The sequence below is a fragment of the Streptomyces sp. NBC_00341 genome (assembly GCF_041435055.1).
GTDB lineage: Bacteria > Actinomycetota > Actinomycetes > Streptomycetales > Streptomycetaceae > Streptomyces.
The window spans coordinates 124,820-150,137 of sequence record NZ_CP108002.1; the positions used below are offsets into that span (position 1 = coordinate 124,820).

Annotated in this window: 23 protein-coding genes and 2 pseudogenes; 14 read left to right on the top strand and 11 right to left on the bottom strand. The window is 69.7% G+C overall.

Annotated features, from left to right (window positions below):
* Nucleotides 1–175 precede the first annotated feature (175 nt).
* The 5 genes from OG892_RS00560 (at nt 176) to OG892_RS00580 (ending at nt 4,171) form a co-directional block, all read left to right on the top strand.
* Nucleotides 176–1,174, top strand: a complete 999-nt coding sequence (locus OG892_RS00560) for an RNA polymerase subunit sigma-70 (protein ID WP_371628190.1) — start codon at nt 176–178, stop codon at nt 1,172–1,174.
* 269 nt (nt 1,175–1,443) lie between these two features.
* Nucleotides 1,444–2,303 (top strand): IS5 family transposase gene (locus tag OG892_RS00565; protein WP_371628189.1). Its coding sequence is split into 2 segments (ribosomal slippage): nt 1,444–1,804 and nt 1,804–2,303, totalling 861 coding nucleotides; the frame shifts between segments, so codons are not numbered across the junction.
* Between the two features lie 84 nt (nt 2,304–2,387).
* Entirely contained in the window at nt 2,388–2,843 is a 456-nt protein-coding gene (locus OG892_RS00570; protein ID WP_371628188.1) for a DUF6069 family protein, read from the top strand.
* Between the two features lie 264 nt (nt 2,844–3,107).
* Nucleotides 3,108–3,647, top strand: a complete 540-nt coding sequence (locus OG892_RS00575) for a winged helix-turn-helix domain-containing protein (RefSeq protein ID WP_371628187.1) — start codon at nt 3,108–3,110, stop codon at nt 3,645–3,647.
* Nucleotides 3,644–4,171, top strand: a complete 528-nt coding sequence (locus tag OG892_RS00580; RefSeq protein WP_371631551.1) for a transposase — start codon at nt 3,644–3,646, stop codon at nt 4,169–4,171. The genes OG892_RS00575 and OG892_RS00580 overlap by 4 nt, the downstream gene beginning before the upstream one ends.
* Nucleotides 4,172–4,236: 65 nt before the next feature.
* On the opposite strand, the gene OG892_RS00585 is transcribed toward OG892_RS00580, so the two are convergent.
* Nucleotides 4,237–4,731, bottom strand: coding sequence for an AAA family ATPase (locus OG892_RS00585; protein ID WP_371628186.1), 495 nt, complete (start codon nt 4,729–4,731; stop codon nt 4,237–4,239).
* 322 nt (nt 4,732–5,053) lie between these two features.
* Entirely contained in the window at nt 5,054–5,281 is a 228-nt protein-coding gene (locus tag OG892_RS00590; RefSeq protein ID WP_371631549.1) for a hypothetical protein, read from the bottom strand.
* Nucleotides 5,282–5,672: 391 nt separating this feature from the next.
* Between OG892_RS00590 and OG892_RS00595 the strand changes: the two genes are divergently transcribed.
* Nucleotides 5,673–6,203, top strand: coding sequence for a hypothetical protein (locus OG892_RS00595; protein ID WP_371628185.1), 531 nt, complete (start codon nt 5,673–5,675; stop codon nt 6,201–6,203).
* Here OG892_RS00595 and OG892_RS00600 read toward each other — a convergent pair.
* Nucleotides 6,193–7,060, bottom strand: a pseudogene (locus OG892_RS00600) (transposase); the annotation flags it as partial. The gene OG892_RS00595 and the pseudogene OG892_RS00600 overlap by 11 nt on opposite strands.
* 643 nt (nt 7,061–7,703) lie before the next feature.
* Between OG892_RS00600 and OG892_RS00605 the strand changes: the two are divergent.
* Nucleotides 7,704–8,120, top strand: a complete 417-nt coding sequence (locus tag OG892_RS00605) for a hypothetical protein (protein WP_371628184.1) — start codon at nt 7,704–7,706, stop codon at nt 8,118–8,120.
* A 153-nt stretch (nt 8,121–8,273) separates the two neighbouring features.
* On the opposite strand, the gene OG892_RS00610 is transcribed toward OG892_RS00605, so the two are convergent.
* The gene (locus OG892_RS00610) at nt 8,274–9,434 is read right to left on the bottom strand and encodes a MalY/PatB family protein (RefSeq protein WP_371628183.1); all 1,161 of its coding nucleotides are present in this window, start codon (nt 9,432–9,434) and stop codon (nt 8,274–8,276) included.
* Between the two features lie 150 nt (nt 9,435–9,584).
* Here OG892_RS00610 and OG892_RS00615 point away from each other — a divergent pair.
* Nucleotides 9,585–9,791: pseudogene (locus tag OG892_RS00615) on the top strand (AraC family transcriptional regulator); the annotation flags it as partial.
* A complete protein-coding gene (locus tag OG892_RS00620) occupies nt 9,731–11,446 on the top strand; it encodes a hypothetical protein (RefSeq protein ID WP_371628182.1) in 1,716 nt (571 codons plus the stop codon). The pseudogene OG892_RS00615 and the gene OG892_RS00620, both read left to right, overlap by 61 nt.
* Nucleotides 11,447–11,668: 222 nt before the next feature.
* Here OG892_RS00620 and OG892_RS00625 read toward each other — a convergent pair whose 3' ends face one another.
* Nucleotides 11,669–12,598 carry a LysR family transcriptional regulator gene (locus OG892_RS00625; RefSeq protein ID WP_371628181.1) on the bottom strand — a complete coding sequence of 310 codons (930 nt, stop codon included), beginning with the start codon at nt 12,596–12,598 and terminating at the stop codon, nt 11,669–11,671.
* Nucleotides 12,599–12,712: 114 nt separating this feature from the next.
* Between OG892_RS00625 and OG892_RS00630 the strand changes: the two genes are divergently transcribed.
* Both OG892_RS00630 and OG892_RS00635 read left to right on the top strand, forming a co-directional pair.
* Nucleotides 12,713–13,240, top strand: coding sequence for a DapH/DapD/GlmU-related protein (locus OG892_RS00630; RefSeq protein WP_328868533.1), 528 nt, complete (start codon nt 12,713–12,715; stop codon nt 13,238–13,240).
* A 243-nt stretch (nt 13,241–13,483) separates the two neighbouring features.
* Nucleotides 13,484–13,951: an SRPBCC family protein gene (locus OG892_RS00635; protein WP_371628194.1), complete on the top strand. Its 468-nt coding sequence runs from the start codon at nt 13,484–13,486 to the stop codon at nt 13,949–13,951.
* 62 nt (nt 13,952–14,013) lie between these two features.
* On the opposite strand, the gene OG892_RS00640 is transcribed toward OG892_RS00635, so the two are convergent.
* Nucleotides 14,014–14,193: a DUF6480 family protein gene (locus OG892_RS00640; RefSeq protein WP_024490199.1), complete on the bottom strand. Its 180-nt coding sequence runs from the start codon at nt 14,191–14,193 to the stop codon at nt 14,014–14,016.
* Nucleotides 14,194–14,313: 120 nt separating this feature from the next.
* Nucleotides 14,314–16,359, bottom strand: a complete 2,046-nt coding sequence (locus OG892_RS00645) for an MMPL family transporter (protein WP_371628180.1) — start codon at nt 16,357–16,359, stop codon at nt 14,314–14,316.
* 255 nt (nt 16,360–16,614) lie between these two features.
* Between OG892_RS00645 and OG892_RS00650 the strand changes: the two genes are divergently transcribed.
* Genes OG892_RS00650 through OG892_RS00660 form a run of 3 tightly spaced genes read left to right on the top strand, consistent with a single transcriptional unit; the run spans nt 16,615 to nt 20,155 of the window.
* Entirely contained in the window at nt 16,615–17,874 is a 1,260-nt protein-coding gene (locus OG892_RS00650) for a lycopene cyclase family protein (protein WP_328868255.1), read from the top strand.
* The gene (locus OG892_RS00655) at nt 17,871–18,599 is read left to right on the top strand and encodes a class I SAM-dependent methyltransferase (RefSeq protein WP_371628179.1); all 729 of its coding nucleotides are present in this window, start codon (nt 17,871–17,873) and stop codon (nt 18,597–18,599) included. The genes OG892_RS00650 and OG892_RS00655 overlap by 4 nt, the downstream gene beginning before the upstream one ends.
* Nucleotides 18,596–20,155: an FAD-dependent oxidoreductase gene (locus tag OG892_RS00660; RefSeq protein WP_371628178.1), complete on the top strand. Its 1,560-nt coding sequence runs from the start codon at nt 18,596–18,598 to the stop codon at nt 20,153–20,155. The genes OG892_RS00655 and OG892_RS00660 overlap by 4 nt, the downstream gene beginning before the upstream one ends.
* 75 nt (nt 20,156–20,230) lie before the next feature.
* Here the strand turns inward: OG892_RS00660 and OG892_RS00665 are convergent, their stop codons facing one another.
* Genes OG892_RS00665 through OG892_RS00680 form a run of 4 tightly spaced genes read right to left on the bottom strand, consistent with a single transcriptional unit; the run spans nt 20,231 to nt 25,041 of the window.
* A complete protein-coding gene (locus tag OG892_RS00665; RefSeq protein WP_328868252.1) occupies nt 20,231–21,247 on the bottom strand; it encodes a DUF5914 domain-containing protein in 1,017 nt (338 codons plus the stop codon).
* Entirely contained in the window at nt 21,244–22,269 is a 1,026-nt protein-coding gene (locus OG892_RS00670; RefSeq protein WP_328868251.1) for a phytoene/squalene synthase family protein, read from the bottom strand. Before OG892_RS00670 ends, OG892_RS00665 begins: the two co-directional genes overlap by 4 nt.
* Nucleotides 22,256–23,791 carry a phytoene desaturase gene (locus tag OG892_RS00675; RefSeq protein WP_371628177.1) on the bottom strand — a complete coding sequence of 512 codons (1,536 nt, stop codon included), beginning with the start codon at nt 23,789–23,791 and terminating at the stop codon, nt 22,256–22,258. The genes OG892_RS00670 and OG892_RS00675 overlap by 14 nt, the downstream gene beginning before the upstream one ends.
* Nucleotides 23,788–25,041, bottom strand: coding sequence for a polyprenyl synthetase family protein (locus OG892_RS00680; RefSeq protein ID WP_371628176.1), 1,254 nt, complete (start codon nt 25,039–25,041; stop codon nt 23,788–23,790). Before OG892_RS00680 ends, OG892_RS00675 begins: the two co-directional genes overlap by 4 nt.
* Between the last annotated feature and the right edge of the window lie 277 nt (nt 25,042–25,318).

Genomic DNA, 25,318 nt, shown 5'->3' on the forward strand with positions numbered 1-25,318 from the left:
CGCGCCCGCTCCGGCGGACCCGCCCCCCTTGTCGTAACGCGCGTCGTGCTCCGTCACCGAATCCATCAGTGGATCGGTGACTGGATCGGTCATGCCGACCGACCCTGGTGATGAGTTTTCGCGTCCGCACCCGTCATACCTACGACGGGACACGACGAGGCGGAAGGGTGACGTGATGAGTGCGGACACGCGGCTGGAAGAGCTGGGCTTGAGCGGGCTGGGCGAGGTCGGCGAGCCGGCGTTCTCTGGGCTGGCGGAGCGGCACCGGCGGGAGCTGCACGTGCACTGCTACCGGATGCTCGGGTCGTTCGAGGACGCCGAGGACACCGTGCAGGAAACGTTCCTCCGTGCCTGGCGGCGGCGGGAGACCTTCGAGGGGCGGTCGACGTTCCGGGCCTGGCTGTACCGGATTGCCACCAACGCCTGCCTGGACCTGCTCGCCAAGCACCGCCCGGAGCCTGCGACCGGTGGCGAAGTGCTGTGGCTGCAGCCCTACCCGGACCGGCTCCTCGATGAGCTGCCCGCGGGCGACGCGGACGAGCCGGAGACCCTCGCCGTCGCGCGGGAGACAATCGAGCTGGCGTACCTGGTCGCCGTCCAGCACCTCGCGCCGCGCCCACGGGCCGTGCTGATCCTGCGGGACGTGCTCGGCTGGCCGGCGAAGGAGGTCGCGGAGCTCCTCGGGGACTCCGTCAACTCCGTGAACAGCGCACTGCAGCGGGCCCGTGCCGGCATGCGGGAGCATCTGCCCGCCGAGCGGCAGGACTGGACCGGCGGCGAACAGGACACCGGGACGCGCGAGTTGGTGCGCCGCTTCACCGAAGCCAGCGTCGCGACCGACGTCGGCAAGATCGCGGCCATACTGCGGGACGACGTCCGGTGCTCGATGCCGCCCACGCCGGGCCTATACATCGGCCGAGACGCGGTGGTGAACGACTGGGTCGAGGACGGCTTCGAGGGCATGACGGGCCTGCGCGCCGTCCCCACCTCCGTGAACCGGCAGCCCGCCGTCGCCTTCTACCTCTGGCAGAAGCAGGAGGGCGCGTACCTGCCGCTGACGATCGATGTCCTGCGGATCACCGGCGGGGTGATCACCGAGATCGTCACGTTCCACGACGACCGGTTCCCGCGGCTGGGGCTGCCGGAGCGCCTGCCGGCGGACGGCACGGAGTAGTCCCGGTGTGGACGCTCGCGCTGCGCGGTGGCGCGCGTGTGCCAGTGGTCGCGGAGGAGTGGTGCGACGCGTTCGGCGTCGTCACCCGCGGGCGGGTTCAGCTGGAGCTGCGCGACGGCGAGCTGGGGCAGGTCCTCGGACGCGGAGCCGGGTTCTGGCTCCGCGGCACCGGCGTCCGCGCCCTGCGCAACCCCGGCCGACGCACGGCGAGGGTGCGCGTCGTCACCCCTAGGCCGTGTCTTCAAAGCTGTTTTAGGTGTTGAGGGATCATGTCGGTTGTGGTGCGTCGTCATGAGCTGTCGGATGCTGAGTGGGCTGTCCTGTCGCGGTTGTTGCCGAGTTCGGGGACGGCGGGGCGGCCGCGGTCGGATGACCGCGTGGTGCTGAACGGGATTGTGTGGAAGTTGCGTACGGGGTCGGCCTGGCGGGATGTGCCGGAACGCTACGGCTCCTGGCAGACGCTCTACACGCGTTTCCGCAGGTGGGCGCTGGATGGCACGTTCTCTCGCATGCTGCGGGCTCTGCAGGCGGAGAAAGATGCGGCCGGGGACATCGACTGGCTGGTGTCGGTCGATTCCACGATCGTGCGGGCCCATCAGCACGCCGCCGGCGGCAAAAAGGGGTCACCGAGGGGGACGAAGCGGGTGATCACGCCCTCGGCAGATCCCGAGGCGGACTGAGCACCAAGCTCCACCTGGTCTGCGACGGACACGGCCGCCCACTCGCCTTCGTTCTGACCGGCGGGAACGTCAACGACTGCACTCGCTTCGAGGAGGTCCTGGACGCCATCTGCGTTCCCCGCATCGGTCCAGGCCGGCCACGCACCCGGCCCGACCACGTCATCGCGGACAAGGGCTACAGCTCCCGTAAGATCCGCGCCTACCTGCGAAAGCGCGGCATCCGCCACACGATTCCCGAACGCATCGACCAGGCCAGCGGCCGCCTACGCCGAGGCTCACGTGGCGGCCGACCACCGCGTTTCAACAGGGAGGTCTACCGACTCCGCAACGTCGTCGAGCGCTGCTTCAACCGGCTCAAACAATGGCGCGGCCTGGCCACCCGCTACGACAAGACCCACGAGTCGTTCCAGGCCACCGTCACCATCGCCTCAATCCTGTTATGGATCTGACCTTTGAAGACACACTCTAGGGCCAGGACCGTCACATGCAAGGCAACACCCCGTACGCCAGTTACCGAATGACGGAGGAACACCATGAACAGCATGGATGACACCGGGGTCGTCGCAGGCGCGGCATCGGGCCGGTCCAGCCACACCCACCGGCTCCGCGGGCTCGCCGGCACCGGCTTCATCGCCACGCTCGCAGCGACGGTGGCCACCACCGTCGCCGCGGCGCTTGCCCAGGCCGTTGGCGTCAACTTCGAGATCCCCGACGGTGGCGAGACGATCCCGTTGTCCGGGTTCGCCGTGGTGACCGGGTTCTTCTCGGTCGTGGGCATCGTCATTGCCGTCGCTTTTCTTCGTTGGAGCCCTCGCCCCGCGTTGCGATTCGTGTGGACGGCAGTGTCGCTGACGGCGATCTCGTTGGTCCCGCCCCTCCTGTCCGGGGCGAACACTGCCACCATCGCCGCCCTCCTCGGGCTCCACCTCGTCCCTGCGGCGGTGATGATCCCCACTCTGGCGCGAAGCCTCCGCACCCGGACCGACTGACTGCGAGTCGACGTCAGGCTCACACCGCGCCAGGACGCGCCCGCAACCGGGCCCTGACACCTACGCCTGCGGGACGCTGCCACGCCGCCGACGGGCAGAGAGCACTGTTTGTGACGTGGGAGGTTGAAAAGAGCTCATTGGCCCCTCCGTTGACATCCAACCTAGTCGCCGCAGGTCAGCGCGCTGCACTCGACTACTGAACTTGATTGGGTGATGTCGGGCTGTTCGCCTGACGGAGCTGAGTCGGGTCGGTACCTGTGGGGTGTGAGATACGTGCAGGGCGGTGGCTTGACCGATGCCAAGAGGGCGGCAAGAGAGCGGATCCGGCTGGAAGCGGTCGGTCGCTTCGAGATCGGTGCAAAGAGCCGGGAGATCGCGGCCGCGCTGCGGGTGAGCGAGCGGTCGGTGGAGCGCTGGCGCCGTCAGTGGCGCGAGCGGGGTGAAGAGGGTGTCCGGTCGAAGGGATCGCCAGGTCGTCCGAGGCTTACGGCAGACCAAATTGCCAAAATGGAGCGGGAGTTGGAGCGTGGTCCGCTTGCTCATGGTTGGGCTGATCAGCGGTGGACGCTGGCGCGGGTGAAGACCTTGATCGGGCGCTTGTTTCACGTCAGCTACACGGTGGAGGGGACATGGCGGCTGCTGAAGCGTCATGGCTGGTCGTGGCAGCAGCCGGCCCGCCGGGCAATCGAACGTGACGACGACGCAGTGGAGTTGTGGAAGAAGGAGGTGTGGCCGCAGGTAAAAGCACGGCGGCGGTCCGCGATGCCTGGATCCTCTTCGAGGACGAGGCCAGCCAGTCGCTGAGGCCGCCACGCGCGAGGTCCTGGGGCCGGGTCGGCCGGACTCCTGTAGTCCGCGTCCGGGGACGGGGTTCAGGGCGGGTTTCGATGGCGGGAATGGTCTGCTTCCGTCCCGGAGACCGCTCCCGGCTGATCTGCAGTTTCCGCGTCCACCGGGGCCGCAAGGGCGAACCCAAGGGATTCACCTGGCAGGACTACCGCGACCTCATCGTGCGGGCGCATAACCAGCTCAAGGGCCCCATCGTCCTGGTCTGGGACAACCTGCGCACCCATCTCATGCCGCAGATGAAGGACTTCATCACCGCGAACGAGGACTGGCTGACCGTCTTCCATTTCCCGTCCTACGCACCTGACCTCAACCCGCAGGAAGGCATCTGGTCCCTGGTGAAACGGACGATCGGCGACCTCGCCGCCGCGAACCTCGACCAGCTCGCCATCGCTGTGAAAAGCAACCTCAAGAAGATCCAGTACCGGCCGCACCTCATCGACGGCTGTCTTGCCGGCGCCAGCCTGGCGCTGGACACCTGATCTGGCCTGGTGTCGACCGTGCCTGGACCTGCGTGGCCGAAAAGCATCTCAGCCAGGGATCTTTGTCAGGCTGAGGTTGGAAGTATTGGGGGCTCTTCACCCTCCCCCGCAGGGGCTTCGGAGTGCTCGGCGATCCAGGCCAGCGTCTCTGGCGAAATCACGCCGTGTTCCTCCTCGTTGTTTCGCTTGGCCAGTCGCCGCAACAACTCATCGTGATCAGCCTGGAAGTGGACGAGTCGCCACTTGGCGCCACACTCCGTAACCAACTGCTTGTAGTCGTCCCTGACCGCGCGGGTGCCCAGACCGTGATCCAGCACTACCGAACGGCTTTCCCGTAGGAGTGCGACGAGCTGTCGCTGAACGCCCTCAATCACGGGAGCCTGAAGCGCGAGGTGTTCGTGCTCGGCGTGGTCTTTGCCGATCCGTCCATGCCGAGCTGTCATTTGGTCATCCACCGACAGACGGACGACACCGCCTCGTGCCAACGCCTTCGCGAAGGTGGTCTTGCCCGAGCCGGGCATGCCCGTAAGTAGCCATACGACAGCCTGAAGATCACTCATCCCGCTGACCCTAACGGTCCCGGCGCGCTGCAACGAAGTGGATTCCGACCGCCGGGCTCACCGTCGAGCAGGGCTTGCGGAGCAAGATGAGCTGCACGCCCGACATCACCCAATCAAGTTCAGTAGCTTCGCTGTCAAAGGACACCAAAACACAAAACAACCCCGAACAGAAAACCGTCCAAGGCTGTTTCAAGAAAGGCAGAATTACACGCTGAATTTCATGACGCCTTTCGCCTTATTTACGGTTGTTGTAGAACCGTCCGGGGCCCCGGCCCTCTGCGCGCAGCACACGGGCGGCGCGCAGAAGGTCCAGAAACCTCGTTCAGGAGTTGCCGCCGTAGCCCATGGGGCCCTCGCCGGGGAACTGCGCGGTTCCCTGGAACGTGCTCCCGTTGTCGAAGAAGGTGATGCTCCCGTCGCCCCCATTGCCCTGCCAGGTGACCGCAGTACCGGTCCCGCTCGGTGAGTCGAAGTCGTCAGCCGTGGCGCCTCCCGCAGCGGTCAGAACGAGCAGAGCGGCCGGGGCGACAGTGAGGACGAATGTGGGCATACGCACGAGAACTCCTAGAATCGACGGGATGGTTCAGGGGACTATTCGAGCAGCCCCGATCTATCCCCAATGTCCGACACGTCGACCCGGAGAGCCTGTTTCCCGACTTACTGAACCCACGCCGCGAACCACCTCGTCGGCAGAGCCCCGGCGGGGCCCGGGACGTCCTCTTCGTCCCGGGCCCCGCTTGCCCGGACAGACGGGCATGCGCGGAGGGCGGGCCCGTCACCCGCACACGGGCGGCAACCAGCCCCGCAGAGAACGTGAGCACCTGACCTCTCCCACGGCTATCGCGTGGAAAGACACCTCATGCGGCTAAGCCGTCAAGCGGAGCCCGGTCCCCGTCGGAAATCAGGTACTCGCTGCGGACACAGCCTGGGAGGCTGTGCGGGTGACTGAGACGACCCCTTACGACGCCGACCGTGCCCGATTCACCCGCCAGGCGCTGGCACGCCTGGTCCTCTGCGACCACGCCGTGGACGTAGCTGATAGCGCGAGGGGACTGGTCGCCACCGAGAACGACCCTGACACTGGTCCCGGGGGTCGGGTCAGCCAAGCGTTCCAGCTCATCGAACTCGCTCAACGCGCATTGGCCTCGGCCGTGATCTACGAACGCGAACGGGGCAGCTCCTGGTCGGAGATCGCCCAGTACTTGGGGATCGACGCCGCGGAAGCGGGCGCTCGTTTCGCAGCAGACCTGGACGGCTGGGACAAAGCCTTCGACGCTCCCTACCGCCTCGACGAAACCGGCCGCAAGCGCATACCGCAGCTGCCGACGGCGGCGTACGACCCCTCATGGGCCTGCGAACAGCTCGACCGCTGGGCCTACCTCCAGCGCCTTGGGATCGATCATGACCAGGCCGTAAGTTCCGGTCTGGTCATGGCCGCCCCGGAGGAGGAGTCCTCGTCAGTCACGCCGTAGCGGCGTCCACTGGAAAGGCGATCACTTCGTCGAAGGGGACACGAGTCTGGAGGCAGTGGTGGAGCTGGCCGAGCATGCGGTTGAACAGGTGCCGCAGGGCTTGTGCATGCCAGTCTCCGTGCTCCCGTCGCTTCCGGTAGTGCGCGTTGGCGCCCTTCGAGTGGGTGAGGGTGGAGAAGGCCCATAGGTAGCCGGCGTGGTTGAGGCGGTTGTTCTTCACGAACCTGCGCCCGACGTATTTGCGTTTGCCCGAGGCCCGGGTGATCGGGGCAGCTCCCGCGTATGCCTTGAGTCCACCAGCGGTGGCGAAGCGGGTGCGGTCGTCGCCGATCTCGGCCAGGAGGCGGGCACCGACTCCAGGGCCGATACCGGGGAAGCTGAGCATGACCGGGGCGTCGGGGTGGGTTCGGAAGGTCCGTTCGACCGCCTTGGCAAGCTCGTCGACTGCCTTGCAGACGGCGTTCAGCTGGACCAGCAGAGCCTTGGCCTGGATACCCATGGCCTCCTCCACCACCGGTAGCTGGCGGGCGGACGGCTGCCGGAACAGCGTCTGAATCCGTTCGGTGTCCTCGTTGATCCCAACGTTGGCGGCCCGCGTTGTGCATCGTCACCTTGAGCTTCCAGAGTGCCACCTCAGCGGCCTCGGTCGGGGTCGGTGCCGCGGCAAGGATCTTCCGCGCGTCCGGCCGGGTCAGTCCGCCCGCCTTGTGCCGCCATGCCTCAAGAGCTGCCCGGTAGTACTCACGCAGGAGAGAGCGGAGCTGGTTGGCGATCTGCTGCCGGTTCCAGACCGCGTCCTGGTGGGCGCGGGCGAGGACGGCGATGGCCTGGGCCAGGTCGCTGTCGGCGGGCAGGGGCAGCCGCGTCCACCGCAGCCGTGGCAGGCGCCGAGGCCGTCGCACTCGTAGCAGAGCACGTAGCCGGGCGTGAGGGTCTCGGGCGTCCGGACCGGCTCCGGCCACTGGAACTCCTCCGGCTCGTGCAAGGCTAGGGCGGGGGTCTGCCCGCTGTAGAGCACGGCCGAGTTGTAGTCGCCTGTGCGGACTTCGATGCGGGTGCCGTCGGGGCGGCGGGCAGTGAGGGCGTACGTGCGTTTCGTGCCGTCGATCTCCTCCTGAGGCCCCGCGATGTCCCAGTCGGCCAAGCTGAGCAGGCCGGCCGCCCGGGAGGCGACGTCGGCAGCGCCGACCCCTCCGGGGCGTTCCCCACGGAACACGGCCGAGTAGCTGTAGCGCAGGGGCTCGCGCCAGTCGGCGACGTTCGGCTCGTCGAGGAAGAGGAGGCCGAGGTCGGCGCCGGGGGTCAGGTCGTCGATCAGCTCGACGAGCTGCGCACGCAGGGCACGCCCGAGCCGGTCCAACTCCTCACGCACACCAGGAATTTCTCCCACTGGTGCCCCCTCTCTCTCGCTTGATTGCGGGCGTCCTATGCGGGTGAGAACGGTGAGAACACAGGCCGAGGCCCGTACCCAGCTACTACGGCGCTTCACGGAGACGCTCCGTGCGCTGCCCCCCGGAACTGTCGCTGGCGCTACGGCATCCGGACCTACCCCACGCGGGCCTGCACCGCGGGGTTGTCCTGTCCGATGACCTGAACCATCCCGATGACGGCTGGGCGACCTTCGACGTCCGGTACTGGGTGTTGGGAACCGCGCCGGACACCCGAGACCGGTATTTCGACCTGGTGACGGGGGTGTGGCGCGAGTGGGGCTGGGCGACGAGGCACGGAGGGGCTGCCGGTACGCGCACGGGTTGGGCGGACACCCCCGACGGCTACGGCCTCGCCCTCACGCGGAGTGTGAACGGCCACCTGAGCATGGCCGGCTCGACACCGCTGTTCCTGCGGGACTCGGTGGTGGGGGAGCCGATGCCGACGCGGATCGCTTGGCGGGACGGGGAGGCGGTGTCCTCCTTGTAGTCAGACTCGCAGAGTGAGTGAGCCTTCGCCAACTTGAATTCGCAAGTCAAATGGCTGGTGTGACGGCCTTCCGGGGTGCTCACGCTGGTCGTGGGCGGGAGCCTACGGAGAAGATCATCCGTCAGCGGTCGACTTCGAGGTTCGTCAGGGGTGTCAGCAGGACTCGGCGATACGGATGACCGCCTCGGTGAGGGTCTCCGGCGCGCAGCCGAAGTTGAGCCGGGCGAAGCCGGGAAAGCCGTAACGGTGACCGGAGTTCAGGGCGACCTTGGCCGCGCCGAGGATGTGGGCGGCGGGGTCGTCGCCCCAGCCGAGGGCCCGGAAGTCGATCCACGCCAGGAAACTGGCCTGCGGCGGCGTGTAGCGCGCCGCGGGGAGATGCTTGTCCAGGAGCTCGGCGAGCAGGGTCCGGTTGTGGTCGAGGACTTCCAGGACCTCGGCGAGCCAGGCGTCCGCGTCGTTGAGGGCGGCGACGGTGGCGATCACCCCCAGGTGCCCGGTGCGGTAAAGGCAGTGGGGCGACATACGCTCGACGTACCGCTTCGGCGCCGGGTCGGCGGTGATGATGGTGGCGGCCTTGAGACCGGCCAGGTTCCAGCCCTTGCTGGCGGACAGGAACGAGAAGCCCCAGCGCCGCGCCTCCTGCGACACCGACAGGAACGGGACGAACTCCGCTCCGGCCTGCACGAGCGGGGCGTGGATCTCGTCGGCGAGGACGAAGACGCCGTATTTCTCGGCCAGTTCGGCGAGCGCGACCAGGTCGTCGCGCGGGTGCACGAGGCCGAGCGGATTGTGCGGGCTGCACAGCAGGTAGGCCCTGGCCCCGTCGGCGAAGGCTCGCTCCAGGGCGGCCAGATCCAGGCGCGGGCCCCGCGCGATGCTGTCGGCCGAGGGTGCCTCGCTCAGCGGCGCCTCGACGACAAGGGCGCCCACCTCCTGGACCCACCAGAAGAACGGCTCGTAGACCGGCGGACTGATGACCACCTTGTCCCCGGGGGCGACGATGCGGCGCAACGTCTCGACGATCCCGATTCCGACGTCGGCGACGGTGTGCACATGGTCGGGGTCGATGTCCCAGTCCCAGGTGCGCAGGGCGTAGCCGGCGACCGCCTTGGCGAGATCGGTGGTGGGTGCCGCGTAGCCGGTGTCGGAGCGGCGGATCGCCTGGTGCAGGGCGGCGGCGACCGGCTCGGCGAGCGGGAAATCCATCTCGGCGACGGGCAGGGGCAGCACATCGTGCGGGAAGGTCTGCCATTTCGCGCTGAGGCGGTGACGGAGTTCAGTGAGCGGGGGGACCCGGAAGGCGCTGCTCATGAATGGGGCTCCTGGAGATCATGACGACGGGAAGGCAGAGGGGGCGTGCGTCTCGGCGGCCGGGGCCGGCGACGCGTGGGCCGGCGGGACCGGCACATCGCCATGGTCGACGCCGAGCGATATGTCGCGCTTCCGATAAACTGCCAACCAATGACAGAAATCCGCCACGAGCCCACAGCGCCGACTGGCGCACAGTGGCTGGTGCCCGGAGCGGCCATTGACGCCCACCGCCACGACGACCACCAGATCGTCTACGCGGGCCGGGGCGTGCCGGCCGTGACGACCAGCACCGGGACGTGGATCGCGCCGGGCACCCGCGCCATCTGGGTGCCAGCTGGCGCCGTGCACGCCCACAAGGTGTCATCGGCATCGCCACCCGCCATGAGCACGGCGAAGAGGTGCTGGACCACATTGTCGAGGTCGGCCCGGCCGAGGTGAACCTGGACCGGATCCGCAAGCTGATCCGACAGAGGATCACCCCGGCACCGCGCGGTGTGCGGGTGGGATGGTCCTGTGGTGATGGCGGGCGGGTGGCGTTCATCGACATCCCGGCGCAGGCTGTCGACACGCTCTTCGTCGTGCCGGCACCGGTGGGCAAGCCCGGTTCGCCGCGCACCGACACGGTCGCCGTGCCGATGCGGGACGGCGACAGCACGCACTGGCTGCCGCGGACTGGGATCCAGCAGCTGCTCTCCGCCGGTGTCCGGGCCTCGGGCATGCCGACCGCCCAGGCTCTCACCGAGCTCCTGGGGCAGGCCGTGTCGAAAGCCGGGCCGGACGACGGACTGCGGGTCGGGCAGGGCCTGCCGGACCGGGAGCGGGAAATGCGGGCGGTCTACGGGCAGTTGGCCGGAGAAGGGCTGGGGCTGCCTGCCGGCGAGGCCTGGGCGCAGGGCACGGCCGCTTGTCAGGATCTGCACCACGAACGGGACGGTGAGCCGGGCTGGGTGCTGTGCCTGGTGGCCGGGCGCCCTGCGGTCGCCGTCGCTGCGCCCGTCTGGCAGGCGACTGTCGAAGTCGGCCGGCATGCGCCGGGCCCAGATCCGCTCGCGGGCATCGGCCTTCCCCGCCCGCCCGAGGGCACGGACGCGCCGTGGGTGATCGCGGCCGGCTCCCGGAGTGTGAACGTCGACGGCGGTTCGTGGGGCGCGGACCGGCTGACGTGTTCGGGGCGTGGTGTGTGGAGGTGGCAGCCGCTCCCCCGCTTCAGCATCAACCAGGGCCGGTCGGCCGAGAACAGGACTGCCGGGCAGACGACGGCGCTGCGCCTGCGCGCCGTGGTGAACCTGCCCTGGGCCGAGGCGAGCCGGCTGGAGATCAGCAAACCCCGGCGCACTCTGCTTGAGCAGCAGCTTCCGTACAGCGCGGTGGCCGGGGCGGTGACGATGCTGTCCAGGCGTCGGGGCGCCGAGCTGTCCGCCGCTCGCCGGGAACGGGGCCCCTTCGGCAACTCGGCCCGTACCGCCGCCTACTCGTGCACGATCGCGGGACCGGACGGCGGCCCGGCCCTGAAGGCGTCCGTCATGCTCGCCCTGCCGGCCACGATGGAGTCCACCGTGGTCGCCTGCTCGGACGTTCTGGTCGAGAACCCGCAGGCCTTGGCGGCGGCCCTCGGCTCCGGCCGGGACACGCGGCTGGGCTTCGACGAGGTCCAGGCCGTGCTGCTGAGCACGTGGAAGACGGCTGCCGAGTTGCTGCCCGCCCTCGTCGGTGACCCGGCCGGGCTGTCGTGGGCCGCCCCGCCCACCACCGGACTGCGGATGACGTGCGAACAGCTGGCCGGCAACGGCGTCCTGCCGGCCCTGGACTCGCTCGTCGACCCGGCCTCGCTCGGCACGAACGACGACGGGACCAGGTCACACATGGCCGACACCATCACCGCCGCGCCCGCCATGGACCGGGCGGAGCGCCGGAGCCTGCTGCGGGAGGCGCTGGTGCACATGGCCCGCGAGTTCGGGCGCGTCGACGCGGAGGTGGACCTGCTGCAACTCGGCGGCCGGACAACGACCTGATCGTCGGCGAGCAGAACGCGCAGCAGGCGCTGGTCGGGACTCACCGCGTGCGCGGCGTCCAGGGCGAGGGCAGCGTCCAGTCGCTCGTCCGTCGATGGCTTGGTCAGGGTCACCTGCGTCCAGTCACGGGGCAGGCCGCGGCGGGCCGGGGTCAGACGTCTGGCGGGCGGGTGCGGAACTACCACCACCTGGGCGAGGGCGACGCCTGCCGGGATGTCCCGGTCAGCGGTCTGTCCGGTCCGGCGCCCACACGTCGTCCGGGGTGCGCAGCCTCAAGGTGCGCAGATGGTCGCGTAGCGCGGTCAGTACGGGGTGCTGGTCTCCGGTGCGGGACAGCAGCACGTGTGTGTACACCGGGGTCGGTTCGCGCAATGGGATGCGCCGCAGATCGTGGGTCTGGGGCCACACGTACCGGTCCCCGCTGCCGACGAGGGTGGCCAGCGCGTCCGAGTCGGCCAGTGCGTCCATCAGGGCCTCGTCCCCGAAGTTGGGGCCGAGCGCGTCGATACTCAGGCCGAAGGCCTCGGACAGCGCCTGATAAAACGCCGCCCACTCCGTGCCGGGCCTGATCCCGGGGATCCAGATGCGGTGGCCGGCCAGGTCCGCGGGCCTGACCCAGGGTACGTCCGCCAACGGGTGGCTGGGTCCGACCAGGAGCTCCAGGGGCGCGTCCAGGAGTCGTTCGGCCCTGATCCCGGCCGGGACCTGGCCTGCCGGCAGGGCACGGAAGGACGCGTCGACAGTCCCGTCGAGCACCGCGCGGGCGGCCTGGGCGGCGTTCTCCTTGCTCAGTGTGACGGCGTCGAGGTTCATCTCGGGTTGGGAGCGGTAGAACCGGTAGACGGCCTGGGCAGGAGCGATGCGCCGGTTGAGGACGTCGACGCGCAAGGGACGGCTGCCGGGGCGCACGGCTTGCTCGGCCTGCTCGACGGTGGTCAGTACCTTCTTGGCGTGCGGCAGGAAGACCTGCCCGTCCAGGCTCATCCGGGAGCCGCGGGAGGTGCGCACCAGGAGCGTGACCCCAAGGTGCTTCTCCAGGGTCGCGATCCGCTTGGAGACCGCCTGCTGGCTGATCCCGAGCTCGTCCGCCGCCGCCTGGAACTGGCCGGTCTCAGCGACGGTCACGAACGTCCGCATCGCTTCAACATCCACACTCCCACCCTACTTTCACAATGGTTGGTTGTTGCCGGTCGGGTGTGTGGTTGTTTGATCGTGGGTTCTTCAGGGTGGTGGGATCAGCGCATGTCCACTCGCACAGATCAGATCATGTATGTCCACAAGCCCGAGTTCGCGCGTCATATGAAGCGAGTCGTGGAGGTCACCGACGCGACGTCCCGGCTGAACGTGCTGCCGTTCAGCGACGGCGAAGCTCGCGCTGAACTACTTTCGGTTGTGTTCGGTGGTCCGCTCCCGGAGACGGTGACGATCTACCCGCCGTTCTTCACCGAGTGCGGGCTGAACACGACATTCGGGGAGAACGTCTTCGTCAACCAGGGATGCACATTCATGGACAAGGGCGGGATTCGGATCGGCAACGGTGTCATGATCGCCCCGAAGGTCAATCTCATCACCGGGGGGCACCCTCTGCCCCTCGCCGAGCGCCGCGAGTACCTCTCCCTCGCCCCGATCGTCATCGAAGACGACGTCTGGATCGGTGCGGGAGCAACGATCACTCAGGGAGTGACCATCGGTGCCGGCGCGGTGGTCGCTGCCGGCGCGGTGGTCGCTCGTGACGTCCCCGCACGCACCCTGGTCGCGGGAGTCCCCGCCCGGGAGATCAAGACGATTGACTGAGCCCGGCCGGGCACCGGCCCGGGGCGAGCAGCACGTCAACCGGTCGCACAGTGGTCCCCGCAGGCGTACCTGCGATCACGCAGCCGACAGCTGGCATGTCACCGTCCAGGGGCTGTGACAGGGTGCCCGCCACGCTTCGGCCGAGACGGCTGCGTCCGATGATCGCCCTCGGGGAAGGAGGACAATCGTGAGAATTCGAGCAGTCCGGGCACGGAACACGATGTGAGACCGTCAGGAGTCGTAGTGATCAAGGTCGAACGAGTCATGCACTCAAGCCGAACGCGCGACGAGATCGTGGCCTACATGGCCGACTTCTCCCGCGCCGAACAGTGGGACCCGGGGACCATCACCTGCCGACGGGTGAACGCCAATGATCCGGTGGAGGTGGGCACGGAGTGGCTCAACGTGTCCTCGTTCCGCGGACGCCGTACGGAGCTTCGCTACGAACTGACGCGGATGAGCAACGACCGGCTCACCTTCGTCGGGCGCAACAAGACTGCGACATCGACGGACGACCTGCACTTCGAAACGCTCTCCGACGGCACCCGTATCACCTACGGCGCGCAGGTCGAGTTCCACGGGATCGCGCGACTGGCAACCCCCCTGCTGAAGAGGGAGTTCGAGCGTTTGGGGGATGAGGTGTCCCGACAGCTCCCGGCAGCGCTCGCACAGGCCCTGGGCCCCTGCGCGCCCGGTCCGCAACAGCCCTGACCTGGCCGCGTTTCTCCTCGCCCGTCAGGGACATCGCGTGTGAGGACGCGTAGCCGGTCGGCTCACAGAGCGAATATGCGGGCGATGAAGAAGGCTGCGATGAGAACCGCGCCGAAGACGATGAGCCCCAGCCAGATCTTCGGGTGCTCCCACACACCTCCGTCCGGGCGCTCTTCATGGGCTTCGGCGATGCAGCCCTCGACGGGAGGGGTCTCACCGGGAGGTACAAGGTGCTCAGCCATGGTTCAAGCGTGGTGCCATACACCCGTTTGCGCATCTCCGGACCACCTGGGACGGCAGCGGAACGGCGGTGGAGCGCCGCCGACCGCCGGGGAGAGGCGCAGCCCGGTCGGTGCGGAGGTTCATCTCTTCTTGCGTGGCAGGGGGGTGCGCCACCAGTTGGCGTCGCCAAGGAGCGCGACGAGGGCGGGTGCGAGGACGCCGCGGACGATGGTCGCGTCGATGACGATGCCGAGCGCGAGCGCTGTGGCAAGGATCTTGACGTCGGTGGTGGGGACGCGTGACAGGGCGACGAAGGCGAGGAACAGGATGAGTGCCGCGGAGCTGACGAGCCGGCCTGTCCGGGCGACGCCCAGCACCGTGGCGGTGTCCGTGTCGGCTCCGGCGTCGTGTTCTTCGCGGATCCGGGACAGCAGGAAGACCTCGTAGTCCATCGAGAGGCCGAAGAGGAACGCGAACACGGCGATCGGGACCCAGACGGTGATCGCGCCCGATGCGGACTGCCCGAACAGGAACTCGGTACCCAGGCCGTGCTGCCAGATCAGGACCGTGACGCCGTATGCGGCGCCGAGCGAGAGCACGTTGAGCACCAGTGCCTTGACCGGCAGCCAGAACGAACGCAGGGCTCTGGACAGGAGCAGGAACGTCACGACCACGATGATGGCCAGCACCCAGGGCGCGTTGCCGTAGACGGCGCTGAGGAAGTCGGCGTCCTGGGCGGGGCCTCCGCCGACCTGGGCACCGGCCTTCTCGGCGGCGGTCCTGATCTGGGCGGCCGCGTCGGCTCCGGTCTCCGTGGAGGTGTCCGCACGCGTCCACGCCTCGACGACGGAACGGCTGCCGTCGGTCCAGCCGGGTGGTGCGATGACGCCCGCCACGCCGTCGATACCGCCGAGTGCCTCACGGACCTTCGCCACGTCCTCGGTGATGATCTCGACAGGGTGGGCGAGACCGGCTCCGATCGACGAATCGTCCAGTTGATCCACGGCGGAGGCGGCCGGCCCTCCCAGGGATGCCAGTGACTCGGTCGTGGGCCGGCCGAGCCGCAGACCGAGCACCGGCGAGGCCAGTGCCAGCAGCACCACCGTGGCTGCCAGACCGGCCGCCCAGCGGTGGCGCACCACAGCGCTGCCGACCGCGTGCCACAGCCTGCTCCCGGAGGCGCGGGAGCGCCGACCGGGCCACTCCAGCCGCCTGCCCACCGTCAGCAGGAGAGCCGGGAGCAGGGTGAGGGCGGCAGCGACGCTCATCAACGGAATGAGCAGCCCGGTGAATCCGACGCTTCGCAGGAACGGCACGGGCAGGACGATCAGTGCCGCCAGGCTCACCGCCACGGTGACCCCGGAGAAGAGCACGGAGCGCCCGGCCGTGGACATGGCCCGCCGCACTGCCTCCTCGGTGTCGGCACCGCGGCCCAACTCCTCACGCCAGCGGGTCACGACCAGCAGCGCGTAATCGATCGCCACCCCCAGACCGATCAGGGCGAGCAGGTACTGGACGATGAACGAGATGTCGGTGACACCCGTCAGGCCCCACACGATCAGGAACGTGGTGAGGATGGACGCGACGGCGATGAGCAGCGGCATCAGCGCGAGGGCGGATCCGAACACCACCAGCAGGACGATCAACGCGCCCACGCCGCCGAACAGCGTCTCGGCGAGCACCCCCGCACCGCCACCACCGCCGTCTGCCTGCAAGGCGTCCTGCCCGGTCACCCGCACTGTCTCACCGGAACGCTCAGCGACGTTCGTCAAGGCCGGCAGGGCACGGGCATAGGGGTCCTGGCCGGGCAGCGGTCGGGGGTAGACCAGGATGATGCCGGTGCGCTCGTCGCGGGACAGCAGGGCGGATTCGTCGCCGAACGAGGCCACACGTGCGCCGGGCACCGTGCGCCGCACATCCGCGACCAGAGGTGCCGCCGCCGACCGCTGGACACGGGCGTCTCCGTCACCGACGACCAGCAGGACGGGTGCGTTCGATCCGCCGGAACCGAAGTGCTCCACCAACTGCTCGTTCGCCTCGTAGCCGGGCTGGTCCGGCAGTCCGAACTCGAAGCTCAGGGCAGCGGTCGCCTTCGGTGCGGCGTAACCGCCCACCACGGCCAGGATCAGCCAGACTCCGAGTACCAGGAAGCGGTGCCGGATGACGAAGCCAGTCAGTGTGTGCACGCGTGTTGTCTCTCAGGTTGAGGCTGGTTCCCGTGGTGGGGTGATGGCTTTTGACACTTCGCCCCCCACGGCCACTTCGGATGCAGCAACGACGAGAGGCAGTGCGCGCGATCGGGTGGGCACGATTACACGTCGTGTGCGCGTCGCACGCATCCGCAGTGCCGTCCCCTGCGGAAGTATCTCCAGCAGGCAGGCGGTTCTCTCCCCGGACCGCCGGATTGCTGTACTGAAACCCGTCCGAGAGAAAGGCGCCCCGTGCTACAGCCGGACGTCGTCATCGTGGGCGCCGGGGCGGCCGGGCTGACACTCGCCCATCAGCTGTGCGCGCCGGCGGATGGCGCCCCCGTGTCGGTTGTCCTCGTCGACGCCCCCGCGGGACCGTTGCGACCACCGCCTCGCACGTGGTGCTTCTGGGAGGCCGCCGGTGGCGCGTACGACGACGTGTTGTCCGCGTCCTGGGAGCGGTTGCGCGTGACGGGCCCCGACGGTGCGGAAACCGTGACGTGCCCCGATCCGTTCCGCTACAAGATGCTCCGCTCGGACGCCTTCGAGCAGTTGGTCCAGCGGCGGCTGTCGCACGCGGCAGGCTTTCGCCGGCTGGAGGCGACGGTGACCGCGGTCGGGGACGCGCCCGGAGGCGGTGGCCGGGTGGTCGCACGCGACGCCCGGGGCGCGCGGATCCTGCTGCACGGGAGGTACGTCTTCGATTCGAGGCCGCCCACCCGGCTGCCGACGGCCCGCACCACGCTGCTGCAGCACTTCACGGGCTGGTTCGTCGAGACGGACGGGCCGGTGTTCGATCCGGCTACGGCGGATCTGATGGACTTCCGCACTCCGCAGCCGCCGCAGGGCCTGTCGTTCGGCTACGTGCTCCCGATGGGACCGCGCAGCGCCCTGGTCGAGTACACGCAGTTCTCGCGTGCCGTCCTGGACGCGCCGGGATATGAGCGGGCGTTACGTCACTACACCCACGATGTGCTGGGTCTCGGGGCCCATCGGGTGACCGCTGTGGAGCGGGGCGTCATTCCGATGACCGACGGACGTTTCCCGGTTCGGGTCGGCCGGTCGGTCTTCCGTATCGGGACGGCCGGCGGGGCCACCCGTCCGTCGACCGGCTATACGTTCGCCGCTGTCCAGCGCCAGAGCCGGACCATCGCCGCGCAGGTACGCGGCGGAAGCCGGCTGCGGGTGGCATCGCCTTACGGGGCCTGGCCGCGCGCCATGGACGCCGTGATGCTGCGGGCGCTGGACAGCGGCCGGGTGGACGGTGGCGAGTTCTTCTCCGGCCTCTTCCGCACGGTCCCGGGAGAGCGGCTGCTGCGGTTCCTGGACGGTACGTCGCGCGGATACGAGGACGTCCTGGTCGGGCTGCGCACGCCGGTCGCCCCGATGCTTCGCACCGTCGTCGAACTCCCTTTCAGACCGAAGCGGCAGGCGCCTGCCGGAGCCCCGCCGTGGCCCACTCCCAGCGCTCCTGCCCGTACGCCTCCTGATCAGGAAACGAGCGACCCATGACACTGCTGCGTGACGACGACCTGTCCGCCGCGTTCGACCACGGCTCCCTCGCCTACGACCGGCTCACCGCGGTCAATCCCGGCTACCGCCGCGACCTGCGGCGCTCGGCGCGCAGACTCGGGCTGGCGGGCGGCGGCCGGGGCCTGCGCCTGCTGGATCTCGGCTGCGGAACGGGAACGTCGACCGCCGCGCTCCTGACGGCGGCGCCGGATGCGGAGATCGTCGCGGTGGACTCGTCGGTGGGCATGCTCGAGCGTGCCAAGGCCAAGCGCTGGCCGTCGAACGTCACCTTCGTGCACGCACCGGCGGAGGCCATGCACCCCTCGCAGGTGAACGGCCGCTTCGACGCCGTGTTCGCCGCATACCTCTTCCGCAATGTGAGCGATCCGGACCAGGTGCTCGACGTGGTCCGGGAGCTGCTCGTCCCGGCCGGGCGGCTGGCCGTGCACGAGTACACGCTCGGCTCCGGCCGTATGCACCGGGCGCTGTGGTCGGCGGTCTGCGGCGCGGTGGTGGTCCCGGCAGGGCGGCTCACCGGAGACGCGGACCTCTACCGCCACCTGCACCGCAGCGTGCTGGAGTTCGACTCGGCCGCCGATTTCGCCGATCGGGTACGACGCCGCGGATTCGGTCATGTGCGGGTCCTGCCGCTGCCCGGTTGGCAGACGGGCATCACCCACACGATCGTCGCCCAGGCGCCGAGCGCCCTACGGGAACGGCCATGAGGTACGCGAGGTCCGTTACGGACGGCCACCGTCGCGGCCGCGACCGGAGGGCCGTCGTGCTCCGCGGACCCGGCGGTCGTGCTCGTTTCGCCGGTGACGCGCCCTCGGTGGCCGTGATCGGCGGTGGCATCGCGGGAATCTCCGCGGCGACGGTGCTGGCCGAGCGCGGTGCGCGGGTGACGCTGTACGAGCGTGAGCCGGGTCTCGGCGGGCGGCTTGCGGGCCGGCCCACCGAGATCGCCGACGGGACCACGGTCACGATGAGCCGCGGCTTTCACGCCTTCTTCCGTCAGTACTACAACCTGCGCGGCCTGTTGCGCCGGGTCGACCCGGGACTGCGTACGCTGACCGGGCTGCCCGACTATCCGCTGCGGCACAGCACGGGCCTGTACGACAGCTTCGCGCGGGTGCCGCGCACTCCGCCGTTCAGCGTCCTGGGTTTCGTCGCGCTCAGCCCGACCTTCGGCCTGCGCGACCTGGTCCGGATGAGGCCGCGGGCCGCGCTGCCCCTGCTGGACGTGCGCGTGCCCGACGTGTACGAGCAGCTCGACGAGGTCAGCGCGCACGACTTCCTGACGCGCATCCGGTTCCCGGAGGCCGCCCATCATCTGGCCTTCGAGGTGTTCTCCCGTAGCTTCTTCGCCGATCCGCGGGAACTGTCCGCCGCGGAACTGGTGTTGATGTTCCACATCTATTTTCTCGGCTCCAGCGAGGGACTCCTCTTCGACGTGCCGGACGAGCCGTTCCCGCAGGCGTTGTGGGAACCGTTGCGGCGATATCTGGAGGGGCACAGCGCGCAGGTACGCACGGGATCGGCGGTGGAGAACGTCACACCCCTGGTGGGCGGTGGGCACGATGTCACCGCCGACGGCCGGACGCGGCGCCACGACGCACTGGTCCTGGCCCTGGACACCGACGGACTGCGGAAGGCCGTGGCAGCGTCGCCCGGACTGGGCGACGCGTCCTGGCGTGCGAAGGTGGAGGGTCTCAGGACAGCACCACCGTTCCTCGTCTCGCGGCTCTGGCTGGACCGTCCGGTGGCGCCGGACCGCCCCGGCTTCCTCGGTACCAGCGGCTATCCCCCGCTGGACAACGTCAGTGTGCTGGACCGATGGGAGGGCGAGGCCGCCCGTTGGGCGCGCCGTCACCGGGGCTCGGTGCTCGAACTGCACGCCTACGCGGTCTCACCGGACGCGGACCGTGCCGAGGTGCAGACAGCGGCGATCGAACAGCTCCACCGGGTCTACCCGGAGACGCGCAGCGCCCGGGTGGTGGACGTACGGCACGAATGGCGCGCGGACTGCCCGCTCTTCCCGGTCGGCGGATACCCGCACCGGCCCGGCGTCCGCACGCCCGACCCCACCGTGACGGTGGCGGGTGACCTGGTCCGGACCGGGCTTCCGGTGGCGCTGATGGAGCGTGCCGCGACAAGCGGATTCCTCGCGGCCAACGCGCTGTTGGAGCGCTGGGGGGTGCGCGGTCAGACGCTGTGGACGGTGCCGCGGGCCGGCCGCTCCGCGGTGCTGCGCGGGCTGGCCGCGCTCGGGACCCGGTGAGGAGGACGGTCGGGGCTGGGCGGCGCGCGGTCACAGGACCGTCCGGAGGGCCGGCGGGCCGGGCGCGCGCCGCGGTCAGCCCGGCAAGCGGCCGGTGCCGCGCAGTTCCCAACGCCGTTCGGCGTACGCGAGGTCGTCCCGCCACAGCCGTCCGGCGGAGGCCCGCATGAGCGGGCGGAGCAGCGGGGCCGCCGCGCGGGCAACGGCGAAGCCGCGACGGTCGGAGGCGGCCAGGAGTGCCTCCGTCACCGCGGTCCGGGGCCTGCCCATGAGGTCGGGCCCCAGCGGCGTGGCATGGGATTCGACCACGGACCCGCGGCCCTCGCCCTCCGTGATGTGCATGACGACGGTGCGTGGTTCCGGCGCGGTGAAGAGGGCACGCACCGGTACCACGACGCGCCCCACGATCTTGAAGGACACGTCGACGGCGAACCCGTCCTCGTCCCCGTCGCCCTCAACGGAAGGCGTACCGGTCACTGTCAGGTCGACGAATGAGTACGGGTGGAACCAGGCGCCGTGCCACGGGTCGAGGCGATTGGCCACCACGTCTTCCGGCTCGCAGACACCGACACCCTCGTACACGGAGTCGACGGTGTCCCCCACCGCCGGGCGGGGCGGGACGACCGGCCGCTCCAGCGGGGTCTCACCGCCGACGTGGTCGAGGCGCACCCAGGCGAGGACCCCGTCGTCGAAGGCCGGATAGGGCTCCCAGCCGGCGAACGGCTCACCGCTCAGGGCGAGTCCGTGCCAGTGACAGACCAGGGTGCCGCACCGGACGGGGCTGTCGCGCAGGGGCGCCCCGAGGTGCGGGCACGCGCCGGGCCCGGCGCGCAGACGGCCCGAGGCATCGCGCCAGGCCACCACTTCACTGCCACCGACGGTCCGTCCGATCGACCGCTCGGCCGTGACGGCACGGGACGCCCCGAGGACGTACCAGTTACCGGAAGGCCGGCCCAGTGCACGCTTCAGCGCGTCCGCGATGACCCCGGGCCTGGCATCGCGCCAGGTCGGGGGTTGCCGGTCCCACGTGACGGCCGCGCGGCGCAGCCGCAGGGGGATCCGGTTCCCTGCGGTACGGCGGCCGCGGGTCATGCCACCTCCTCGCGGACGGGTCGGGCCCTGGTCTGGGACGCCGACGCGGCGCTCGTCGCGGGGCGGGCCGGCGAGGTGCGGCCGGCACCCGCTCCGGCGGCTCTGGTGGCCAGGGCCCGTACCAGTCCGTCGAGGGCCACGGCCGCCCGGTTCAGACGAGGGACCACGGCCCGTCGGTGCAGGACGGCGTAGCCGTCGTCCTCGATCGCGTCGAGGATGCGGCTGTAGAGGATGAACGCCGTACGGATGCAAGGGCGTGAGCGGGGCGCGAGCAGGGCGAGACCGGGGAGCGCGTCGCGATAGACACCGCGGTTGTGAGCGGCCGCCGCTTGCATGACCCTGGTGATGCGAACGTCGCACCGGCCGGTGGCCCTGCTCCATTCGAGGTAGTCCCGGTCCACTCCGTGCGCGGCCAGCAGATCGGCCGGCAGATAGAGCCGGCCCCGGTCGAGATCTTCCCCCACGTCCCGGAGGAAGTTGGTGAGCTGGAAGGCGACGCCCAGGGCGGCCGCGTACGGGGCCGCCTCTTCCCGCGGACCTTCGGTACCCAGCACCGGCAGCATCTGAAGGCCGATCACGGCGGCCGACCCGTACATGTAGCGGCCCAGTTCCTCGTACGAGGCGTACCCGGTCACCGTCAGGTCGCTGCGCATCGACGCCATGAAGGCGGCGAAGTGACGGTGGTCGATGTCGTGGACGGCAGCCGTGTGGACGAGCGAGCGGATGACGGGCTCCGTGCAGGTGCCGCCGCGCAGGCCGTCGTCGAGGACTTCCTGGAGACGGTGCAGCGCGTGGGCGCGTTCGTCGGGGGTGGCGGCGCTGTCGAGATCGTCCACGATGTCGTCGGCCCACCGGGCGAAGCCGTACAGGGCATGGACTGCTGGGCGCTTTTCGACCGGGAGCAGCCGGGTCGCGAGGAAGTACGTCTTGCCGTGCCGCGCGTTGAGCCGGCGGCACGCCGTGTACGCGGCGCGCAGGGCGGGCTCGCGGATGCCTGCCGCGTCGAGTTCACGAGGCGTCATGCGGGCCTGCCCTTCGAGAGGAGGGACGTGGACGAGGTCGGCCGGAGCGAGGACCGGTGATCCTCTCCGCTGCCAGCTTTCCCGAGATGAGCACGGTGGGCACGCCGACGCCCGGCGTGGTGCCGCAGCCGGCGAGCACGGCGTTCTCGGTGCCCCGTAAGAGGTTGCGCGGGCGGAAGGGCCCCGTCTGGGGAAAGGTGTGGGCGGCGGAGAAGGGTGTGCCGGCCGTGTGTCCCTGGGCGGTCCAGTCGATGGGGGTGACCAGGCCCTCCTCCTCGATCGCGGAGCCCAGCCCGGCCATTCCGCGCTGTTCGAGCGTGGTGAGCAGGGTGTCGCGGTAGCGGGGTGCCAGTTGGCGCCACTCGCTGGTGCCTGGTCCGACGTCTGTGTTCGGGCACGGCGCCAGGACGTAGTGGAGGTGTTTGCCGGGCGGGGCCAGATCCGGGTCCGTCGCGGTGGGACGGGTGATGAGCAGGGAGGGGTCCGACATCAGTGATCCGTGGGTGAGTTCACCGAAGGTCTCCTTCCAGGCCGCACCGAACGAGATGGTGTGGTGGGCGAGGCCGGGCCAGGTGCGGTCGGTTCCGGCATGCAGGATCACCGCGGACGGAGAGTGGCGCAGAGCAAGGGGGCGGCGGGGGCTGCGACCGAGCAATCGGTAGCTGACGGGCAGATCCGGCGTCAGGACGACGGCATCACAGGCGATGCGCCGCTGGTCGGTGACGACGGCGGTGATCCGTTCTCCGGAACGCTCCAAACGGGTGACGGTGTGCCCGTAGTGGAATGCGGCGCCCGCCTCGGTCGCCGAGCGGGCCATCGCCTCCGGCAGTGCGTGCATACCGCCCCGCGGGAAATAGACCCCTGCGATGGTGTCCATGTAGGCGATGACGGCGTAGGCGGCCAGCGCGCGGGCCGGGGGCACACCGGCGTACAGGGCCTGGAAGGTGAAGACCCGGCGCAGCCGCTCGTCCTTGATGAAGTGTCCGACTCGCGCGTCGAGCCGTCCGAAGCCTCCGAGGGCGGCGAGCCGGGCCAGGTCGGGGTGGAGGAGCTGGAGCGGGGAGTCGAAGTTCGTGTCGATGAACCGGCGCATCTGTACGGCGTAGAGGCGCGTCAGCCAGGTCCGCAGCCTGCGGTAGCCGACCGCTTCCCTGGCGCCCGCGAACTGCTCGACCGCGGCTTCCATGGCCTCCGGTTCCGTGTGCACGTCCAGTTGCGTCCCGTCGGCGAACCGTGCCCGGTAGGCGGGGTGGAGAGGGATCAGCTCCAGTCGGCCGGTCAGAGTGTGGCCGATGGCCGCGAAGGCCTCCTCGACCAGATCCGGCATGGTCAGCACGGTCGGGCCGGTGTCCATGCGGTAGCCGCCGCGCTCCAGCAGCCCGGCCCTCCCGCCGGGCGAGGAGTCCCGCTCCACCACCGTGACCTGCCGTCCGGCGCCGAGCAGATGGAGAGCGGCGGACAGTCCCGCCAGCCCGGCACCGACCACCACCACGTGGTCGGTGGGGCCCTTCACGGTCATCACCGGGCTGTGCCCCCTTCTGCCGGACCCGTTGCGTCAGAAGGCGAGGAGGAGCCCGTCTCCAGGGCCGGGACGGGCCGGGTCCTCGGTTCCGCCGATGGAGTCGTGGCGGCTCCGGTGACGCTTTCGAACAGGCCGAGCAGGCGGTTTCCGGCGTACGGCTCCACGGAGGCCTCGGCCAGATGGCGTGCCGCGTGCTTCATGAGCCGGCCGGCTCTGTCCTCCATCTCGGCGCGGGCCCCGGTGGTCACGAGTACGTCGCGCACGTCGGTCAGGGCTTCGTCCGAGAGGTCGGCCCGGCCCAGGGCGTCGTCGAGAACGGCGCGCGCACTGCTGGTTCCGGCTCGCGACCGGGCCACAGCCATCAGGCAGGTCGGCTTGCCCTCGCGGATGTCGCCACCCGAAGGCTTACCGGTCTTGCCGGGGTCACCGAAGACACCCAGCAGATCGTCGCGGATCTGAAAAGCGAGGCCGGCGCACCGGCCGGCCGCCGACAACGCACGAGTGGCGTCCTCCGCGGCACCGGCCAGGGCGGCTCCCAACGCCAGTGGACGGGCAACCGAGTACAGGGCGCTCTTCAGGTACGCCGTTCGCAAGGCGCGGGCCTCGGACCGTGTGCCAGTGACCTGCCCGTGCAGGTCGAGGTACTGCCCGGCCACCATCTCGGTTCTCATCGCCTGCCAGACCGCTGACACGCGCTGCCTGGTCGCCGGGCACATGCTCGTCTCCGCGACGGTGTCGTCCGCCCAAGCGAGAGCCAAGTCACCGAGGAGCACGGCAGCGGATCTACCGAATGAGTCCCGCAGCTTCGGGCCGCATAACAGGCCGGGGCTCTCCGCGAAGTCGACATGCATGGCGGGGCGGCCCCGGCGCAACGACGAACCGTCCATCACGTCGTCCTGGACCAGCGCGCACGTCTGGACGAGTTCGACCGCCACTCCCAGGCGCAGCGCGGACTCGACGTCCACGGCCTGTGAGCCCGCAGTGGTCGCGCGTATGCCCCACCAGATGAACTGGGAGCGCATCCGACTCCCCCCGCCGAGGGTGAAGCCGGCGAGGCGTTCGGCGACGTCACGGGAGAAGACGGCGTCGATCGCGGAGGCCTGATCGAGCTTCTCGCTGAGGACAGCCCGTGCTGTGCGCAGGACAGCTCCGGGTACGTCCTGGTCCACCAGGCCCATGGCGCCGTGCCGTGACCCGGCACCGTCGTGCACCGGGTAGCGGCCCCGGCCGGCGTGAGCGGCACCGTCCATCGCCTCTGTCTCCGAACGCGGGTGGTCTTGGGAAAAGGACTGCCCTTTGGCCCGGCTTCGCAGCATCACCATGTCCTCCGGTCGGCGGGTTCGGTGCACTCCCACTCCTCATTCCGTGCTGCGAGGCGTTCGGATGCACTGAATAACGAATTTCCGGCTACGGATAGGGCCGACCGGCCGTACGAGAGGACCACAAGTTCAGGCAGTGGCGCGCGTTCCCGCGACCCGGACACGCAACTCCGTCCGCCCACTGACCCGCTCGGGTGATTCAGGCCCC

Bases quoted from the DNA above. Each gene is read 5' to 3' on its own strand.
- OG892_RS00655 (WP_371628179.1), top strand. From the start codon at position 17,871: ATGACACTGCTGCGTGACGACGACCTGTCCGCCGCGTTCGACCACGGC.
- OG892_RS00590 (WP_371631549.1), bottom strand. From the start codon at position 5,281: ATGCCCACATTCGTCCTCACTGTCGCCCCGGCCGCTCTGCTCGTTCTG.
- OG892_RS00665 (WP_328868252.1), bottom strand. From the start codon at position 21,247: ATGACCCGCGGCCGCCGTACCGCAGGGAACCGGATCCCCCTGCGGCTG.
- OG892_RS00660 (WP_371628178.1), top strand. From the start codon at position 18,596: ATGAGGTACGCGAGGTCCGTTACGGACGGCCACCGTCGCGGCCGCGAC.
- OG892_RS00680 (WP_371628176.1), bottom strand. From the start codon at position 25,041: ATGGACGGTGCCGCTCACGCCGGCCGGGGCCGCTACCCGGTGCACGAC.
- OG892_RS00670 (WP_328868251.1), bottom strand. From the start codon at position 22,269: ATGACGCCTCGTGAACTCGACGCGGCAGGCATCCGCGAGCCCGCCCTG.
- OG892_RS00585 (WP_371628186.1), bottom strand. From the start codon at position 4,731: ATGAGTGATCTTCAGGCTGTCGTATGGCTACTTACGGGCATGCCCGGC.
- OG892_RS00640 (WP_024490199.1), bottom strand. From the start codon at position 14,193: ATGGCTGAGCACCTTGTACCTCCCGGTGAGACCCCTCCCGTCGAGGGC.
- OG892_RS00560 (WP_371628190.1), top strand. From the start codon at position 176: ATGAGTGCGGACACGCGGCTGGAAGAGCTGGGCTTGAGCGGGCTGGGC.
- OG892_RS00610 (WP_371628183.1), bottom strand. From the start codon at position 9,434: ATGAGCAGCGCCTTCCGGGTCCCCCCGCTCACTGAACTCCGTCACCGC.
- OG892_RS00630 (WP_328868533.1), top strand. From the start codon at position 12,713: ATGTATGTCCACAAGCCCGAGTTCGCGCGTCATATGAAGCGAGTCGTG.
- OG892_RS00570 (WP_371628188.1), top strand. From the start codon at position 2,388: ATGAACAGCATGGATGACACCGGGGTCGTCGCAGGCGCGGCATCGGGC.